This is a genomic window from Streptomyces sp. NPDC005408 (assembly GCF_040606445.1).
Taxonomy (GTDB): domain Bacteria; phylum Actinomycetota; class Actinomycetes; order Streptomycetales; family Streptomycetaceae; genus Streptomyces.
The window spans coordinates 1-7,621 of sequence record NZ_JBEXEX010000108.1 but is presented as its reverse complement, the minus strand read 5'-3'; the positions used below and the strand labels follow the sequence as shown (position 1 = coordinate 7,621).

At 66.5% G+C, this 7,621-nt stretch carries 2 protein-coding genes; both read left to right on the top strand.

The genetic code is table 11. The annotated features are described in order from the left end of the window. The first annotated feature begins 661 nt into the window (after nt 1-661). A complete protein-coding gene (locus tag ABZS64_RS38755) occupies nt 662-6,841 on the top strand; it encodes a DNRLRE domain-containing protein (RefSeq protein ID WP_355839835.1) in 6,180 nt (2,059 codons plus the stop codon). Between the two features lie 113 nt (nt 6,842-6,954). Then, entirely contained in the window at nt 6,955-7,359 is a 405-nt protein-coding gene (locus ABZS64_RS38750) for a hypothetical protein (RefSeq protein ID WP_355839833.1), read from the top strand. The last annotated feature ends 262 nt before the right edge of the window (nt 7,360-7,621 follow it).

Genomic DNA, 7,621 nt, shown 5'->3' with positions numbered 1-7,621 from the left:
AGGGTTATGCCTGCGGTTGCCCAGGCGATGATGCGCTTGCGCTTGGACATGCGGTGCTTGGGCATGGGTGGTCTCCCGGAAGCGATGGTCGGCCCCGGCAAGGACTAGGGCGATCTGTGAGCGACAACCGTCGGCCGGTGGCGGTCTGCCCTGAGAGATTTGACCACCAGGCGGCGATGCGTGTCGCGCAACCGGGTCAGAAGCACATTCCGGCTCATCAGCTACAGCCGTTCTCTGCCTCACCTCGGCGACGGGCAACACCACGCTCAGCCACGCCAGTTGACGCGCCGCTTGACTGTCGCGGCTCACATCCCACCGATCGCCGGCGAGATGAACTCCCACGCCTCGCCCCGCGGCGAGGAGACTCGTCATGCAAAGCCCCTGGTCACTCGCACTCGTCAGTCATGCCGCAGGCGCGCGTAACGATTTGACATGTGAAGATCAAACAGAGAGAACGTGAGGATCCTAAATTTCCGTTTTCATTGAGATATAGGCGCTTTCTGGGTGGAGCTACGATCACCGCGCCCGGCCCAATACGTGGGCCGATCAAGGCTGTAAGGACAAAATGAGTACACGCAGGATGCGGGCTTGGCGCGGTCGTGCCTGGCCCAATCCCCACGGAGTGTGGACCCGGCGCATAGCCACCTCGCTCGCTCTGGCCATGGCCGTTACCGTGCTGGACGGCAGCGGGGCGGCACTCGCTGCGCCGCCCGTCAAGTCGTCGCCGAAGTCGGCGAAGTACGCCACCGAGGCTGCTGACATCGCGTCGGCGCGGGTCGCGGCCCGGCTCTCGGGAAAGCGGGTCGAGGCCCTGTCCGAGCGGACGGAGACGTCCACGACGTGGGTGAATGCCAACGGTTCGCTGACTACTGAGCTGTCGGCAGGCCCGGTCCGGTTCCAGGAGGACGGCCGCTGGCGTCCGGTGGACCTGGATCTGGCCCAGGACGGTGACGGTAGCGTCGGGCCGAAGGCCCATCCGCGTGGTCTGCGGCTGGCGTCCGGTGGCGGTACGACGGCCCGCTCTCTGGCGGACGCCCGCAAGGCACCCGCGCGCGATCTGGTCACACTCGGCGAGGGCGACCAGCAGATTGCGCTGCAGTGGAAGGGCGGTCTGCCCAAGCCCAAGCTTGCCGGTACTCGTGCCACGTACGTGAACGCCGTGCCGGGAGCCGATGTTGTCGTCGAGGCGACCCGCACCGGTTTCGAGCAGTACGTCAACATCCGGCAGAAGCCGGTACAGGACGGCTACGGATATACGCTGCCGCTGAAGGCCAAGGGCCTCAAGATCGAGCAGTTGAAGGACAGCAGCCTGCTCTTCACGGACAAGAAGGGCACGAAGCGGGCGACGATGCCCGCGCCCGTGATGTGGGATGCGGCCGTCGACAAGGTCTCCGGCGAGAACACCCACCGGGCGCCGGTAAAGCTGCAGGTCGTGCAGCGCAAGGGCTCGGTCGATCTGGTTTTCACGCCGGACGCGAAGTTCCTGGCCGATCCGAAGACGAAGTACCCGGTCACCGTGGACCCCTCTACGGCGGCGCTGGGCAATGTCTTCGACACCTACGTCCAGCAGGGTGAGACCGTCGACTGGTCGGCGGACACCGAGCTGGACCTGGGTAATCCGGGCACCACCAATGGCGACGGCACCCCGCGCACGGCGCGCTCGTTCATCACGTGGAACACCTCGCCGATCTCGGACGCCCTGGTGTCCGACGCGAAGCTGAGCCTGTGGAACTTCCACTCGGGCAACACCACCTGCACGGCGCAGCCGTGGGAGGTCTGGGCAGCCGGCAAGGCTTCCACCGCCTCCCGCTGGACCGCGCAGCCGGCCTGGACGGCCAAGAAGGCCACGTCCACCGAGACCAAGGGCAACCCGGCGTGTACGGCGGCTCCGGACGGGTGGATCAACGCTGACGTCACGACGATGGTCCAGGAGTGGGCCTCGGCGAAGAACGCCACCTCCGGCATGGGGCTCAGGGCCTCTTCGGAGACAGCGACCGCGCAGTGGAAGCGGGTGAACTCCGCGAACGCGGCATCCAACCCGCCGAAGCTGGTCGTCACCTACAACTATCGTCCACGCACCGGCACCGACCAGCAGGCCGGCCCGCCGTTCTTCAAGGACACCACCGGCTCCTGGTTCGTCAATACCACGACGCCCACGCTGCGGGACACCTTCATCGACCCGAACAACGACAAGGTCGACGGCACGTTTCAGATCTTCGACAACGTCACCGGCATCCAGGTCGGCAACGTCCTGGTGTCGCCGTTCGTCCCCTCCGGACAGCCGGCCTCGGTGACCGTGCCGGCAGGTCTGCTGACCAACGGCAAGACCTACAAGTTCCGCACCTCGCCGTATGACGGCACCAGCTACAACACCGGCTGGTCGGCATATGCGGTCTTCACTGTCGACACCTCCGCCCCCTCCGCCCCGGCGTCCGTCGCCTCGACGGACTACCCGAGCAACCAGTGGGTCAAGGGCGCAGGCCAGCCCGGACAGTTCACCGTGACCCCGCCCACGGGCGACCAGAACGGCGTCGAGTGGTCGCTGGACGGCACCACCTGGACGAAGGTTGCCACCGGCGGCACGACCACCCCGGTGAACATTTCGGTCACCCCGGCCAAGGCCGGCACCAACACCCTCCAGGTCCGCTCGACGGACAAGGCGGAGAACAAGTCCGAGCCGGTCGACTACACCTTCCACGTCGGCCCGGGCGGCGTCACGCTGCCCGATGACGGCACCCGCACCGCCGCCCGCGTCCCTCTCATGGCGGAAGCCGACGGCGCGAAGTTCGACAACGTCACCTTCTCCTGGCGCCGTGGCGACGCCGACACGTGGAGCGCCATTCCGGCCGGAGACGTCACCAACAATGGCCAGGCTGTTGCATCGTGGCCGGTTGCTCTCACCTCGGGCAAGAGCCCGAAGCTGATCTGGAACGCCACCTCGACGGTCAACCCCGACGGTGCGGTTCAGGTCCGCGCGGACTTCACCGGTCCCAGCAGCGCGTCTGCCTCCTCCGACGCGATCACCGTGGTCGTCGACCGGAGCGCTGACGGAGCCGCCTCGGAGAGTGTCGGTCCTGGTTCGGTGAACCTCCTCACCGGGGATTACACCGTCTCCGACACGGATGCTGCCTTCTTCGGCATGTCGGTGAACCGGACCGCGTCCTCTCGCTCCCCCCAGTCGGGGGCAGGCCAGGAGGGGCAGGCGCCGATCTTCGGCAAGGAGTGGCTGTCCGGCACCGTCGCCGACGCCATCGACTCCGACTACACCGAGATCCGAAAGACGTCCGCCACTTCACTCGACGTGGTGACCAGCGACGGTTCGACAATCACATTCACCGCGAACGTGACCGGCAACGGCTGGGTTCCGGAGCCCGGTTCGGAGAACCTGACTCTCACGGGATCCTTCGCATCAGGTCCCTTCACCCTGTCCGACACCAAGGGGACGGTGACGACCTTCTCCAAGGTAGCCGCCGCTGCGACCACCTGGACGGTGGCCAGCTCGCTGGCCGACGGCCTGGCGAACTCCACCACCGAGGTGGTCTCCGAGGCCGTCACCGTAGGGGCCAAGACTCTGGCCCGCCCCAAGCGGATCATCGCCTCCACCAGCGCAACCACCCTGGCCGCCTGCGAGGCCGACCCGTCCACCAAGGGCTGCCGGGTCCTGGAGTTCGCCTACGCCACCTCCACCACGGCCACGGCTTCGGTGTTCGGTGACATGAAGGACCAGGTCTCGGCGATCAAGCTGTGGGCGACCGCTCCCGGCGCTGCAGCGTCCACTGCCACCTCCGTCGCGAGCTACGCCTACGACGACGCCGGGCGTCTGCGGGAGACCTGGGACCCTCGTATCTCTCCGGCGCTGAAGACTGCCTACGCCTACGACAGTGCGGGCCGCGTCACCACGCTCACCCCGCCCGGACAGCTGCCCTGGACGTTCACCTACGGTCAGGCGGGCTCCAACCCGGCAGCGGGAGCCGGCATGCTCCTCAAGGCATCGCGCGCCACGCTCACGCCGGGCAGCGCCAGCCAGACCAACGGTACTGCCGACACCACGGTGGTGTACGGCGTGCCACTGACCGGCACAACCGCCCCGAACGACCTCGGGACCACGGAGGCAGCCTCGTGGGGTCAGACCGACACCCCCACCGATGGGACCGCGGTATTCCCCGCAGACCAGGTGCCCGCCACCAACGACGGCGCGTCCCTGGGCGCGGCCGACTACGCGCGAGCTGGGATTCACTACCTGGACGCCTCTGGCCGTGAGGTCAACGAGGCCACCCCCGGCCACCACATCTCGGTCACCGAATACGACCAGTACGGCAACACCGTCCGACTGTTGACCGCGGGCAACCGGGAACTGGCCCTCGGCACCACCGCAGCGCAGAAGACCCAGCTCACCGACCTGGGTATCAACGCCCTGTCATCCGGCGAGCGGGCCCAGCTGTTGTCCAGCACCTCGGTCTACGACCCCATCGGCACCCGGGAGACCAACACTTACGGCCCGCTGCGGCAGATCACCCTCGCGGCCAACCTCACCAGCGGATCCAACACTGTCGCGACTGCGGGCAACCAGCTCATGGCGCGCCAGCACACGACCAAGGCCTACGACAGCGGGCGCCCCACAGACGGCACCGCAGTCGTGAAGGATCAGGTCACGCGCCAGACCATCGGCGCCCAGCCGCGCTCCTGGCCCGATCTGCTCGCCGACTCCCGCGCGGTCGCCATCGGATTTGACTGGTCGCTGGGTCAGCCGACCAGCGTGACCGGTGACCCGGACGGCCTGGCGATCACCACGACCACCTCGTACAACAATCAGGGCCTGGTCACCGAGACGACAAAGCCCGCCTCCACCGGAACCGACGCCGGCACCACCACCGCCACGTACTACACGGGCGACGGCACTGGCACCTGTGGCGGCAAGCCCGAATGGGCCGACGCCGTCTGCCAGACGGTCCCGGCTGCGGCCATCACCGGCGGTGGCACCAACCCCGGCCAACTGCCCACGAAAACCACCGAATACGGCCTGTTCGGGCAGGCAACCAAGGTCACCGAGACGGCCAACAGCGTCACTCGCACCACCACGAACGGCTACGACGCAGCCGGCAGGCCCACGACGGTCACTGTCTCGGGCGGCGTCGGCGCAGCCGTTCCGGCCACGACCCTGTCGTACGACAGCGCCACCGGCGCAGAGGTCAAGGAGACCTCCACCGCCGGCGGCACGATCACCAAGGCGTTCGACCTGCTCGGCCGTCAGATGTCGTACACCGACGCCGACGGCGGCACCACCTCCACCCAGTACGACGCACTCGACCGGCCCGCAACCGTCACCGACAGCGTGCCGTCGACCACTACGTACACCTACGACACCGCCGTCGATCCGCGTGGCCTGGCCACGTCGGTCGCGGACTCCGTCGCGGGCACCCTCTCCGCACGCTACGACGCCGATGGCGCCGTAGTCAGCCAGGGCCTGCCCGGCGGCTACACCATGAAGCAGGACCAGGATCCGGCCGGGGCACCCGCCGCCCGCACCTACACCCGCGACAGCGACGGCACGGTGCTGGTCTCCGACAGCATCACCGCCACGGTTCAGGGCCAGTGGGCCACCCACACCGGCACCCCTGGCGTCACGGCTTCCCAGTCCTATACCTACGACAAGGCCGGCCGTCTGACGCAGGTGCAGGACACCAGCAACGACGCGGTCTGCACCACTCGTTCCTACACCTTCGACAAGAACTCCAACCGCAAGTCGCTGGCCTCGGCCACCGCAGCGGTCAACGCCGACTGCACCACCACCGGAGGCACCACCACCGGCTACACCTACGACAGCGCAGACCGGCTGGTGAACGCCGGCTACACCTACGACGCCTTCGGTCGCACCACCGCGCTGCCCGGGTCGACCGTGGCGTACTACGCCAATGACCTCGTCCAGCAGCAGACAGCGGGCACCCAACGCCAGACATGGTCCCTGGATTCCAAACTGCGGTTCCGCTCCTGGACCACAGAGACCAACAACGCGGGCACTTGGACCCAGACCGGGTCCAAGCTCAACCACTACGACTCCGACGCGGACAGCCCGCGCTGGATCGTAGAGAACACCCCCACCGGTGCGCTCACCCGCAACGTCAGCGGCCTCGACGGGAACCTCGCCGCCACCACTACGAAGACCGGTGGCACGGTCCTCCTGCTGGCCAACTTGCACGGTGACATCACGCTCGCCCTGCCGGCCGACACCGCTCAAGCGCCGACCGTCCTCGATGCGGACGAATACGGCAACCCGCGCGCCGGCCAAGCGGCGACGCGCTACAACTGGCTGGGCGACAAGCAGCGTTCTGCTGAAACGGTCACCGGCCTCACCCTCATGGGTGTCCGCCTGTACAACTCGGCCACCGGCCGGTTCCTCCAGGTCGACACGGTCACCGGGGGCAGCTGCAACGCTTACGACTATGTGTGCGGCGACCCCATCAACATGGTCGACCTCGACGGAAGAATGGCCGCATTGGCCCTCGTCGGAGCCGCGGGCCTCGGAGTGAGCGCGGGCACGGTGCTTGCCATCATCGGCGTCGGCGCCGTCGTGGCCATCATCGGCCTCATCTGGTGGTACGGCAAAGCATGGGCCATCCGCAAGGTCAAGATCCTCTGGGCCAAAGCCACCAAGAAGTCGGGCAAGGAAAGCGCAAGCGATATTCCCTCCTGGGCCAGAGGAAAGGGAAGGCATGCTGGAGAATCGATCGACGAAGCAGTCGATCGAATATTCCGTGACCACTACGGGCGAAACCCAACACCCAAGGAACGCCGGAACGGTCATGAATGGAAGAAGATCAAGAAGCATTTGACGCGGAAGTAGCAGAAGATTCGGAAGGCAGCCGGTTCGCTCCGGCTGCCTTCCGGCCGCTTGCGAGCGGCAGGGTTTGGGAATCCAGAACCTGCAGACCTCCAAGACATGACATACTCCTTTCCATGACTTCACGAAATCGTCGGCTTCCCCAAAATCGCGCTTGGCCCTTGACGGCCTCAGACATCAACGAAGTGCTGGGCGACAACATGTCACACGTCAGTGATCTCAGGTTTCTCACTGGACACAGCGACGAGGGGTACGCCATCGGAATCGAATGGGTCGCGGCGCAGTCTTTCAATTATGGGCGCGGGACTCATCCGGATGCGGTCGGCTTCCGCATTGATGTCATACCGGTGGCGACAGCCGATCGAGCCGACGCGCGCGCCGCCTTGCGGACGCATGCGCTGCCTCAATTGGATGAGTGGATCAACGGCGCTCTCACCGCAGATGAGACTTGGCGTTCGGGTAGCCACCGCCGTTACTGGCGGTGCGTCGATGGGCGTGTCACTCATCACGACGAAGCGTGAGACTACGGGCTGTCCCGCAACTGCTCACTCAATGGGCTGATGGCGTGATCGCGGCGTGACCAGCGAACCATCACAGCCCGTTCCGGGGAAGTGTGTGAACCGTTCCGGGTTTGATGGAGACTCCGGACTGTCGCGAGTTGGGTGGAGTCGAGTTGCTTGGTTTCAGGCTAGTAGGACTCCGTTAGGTTGTTCTGGCTCTTGGGTTGTGGCTGGTGGTGGATGTTGTGGGCAGGGGGCGGTGGCAGGTGGTGCAGGTGCCTGT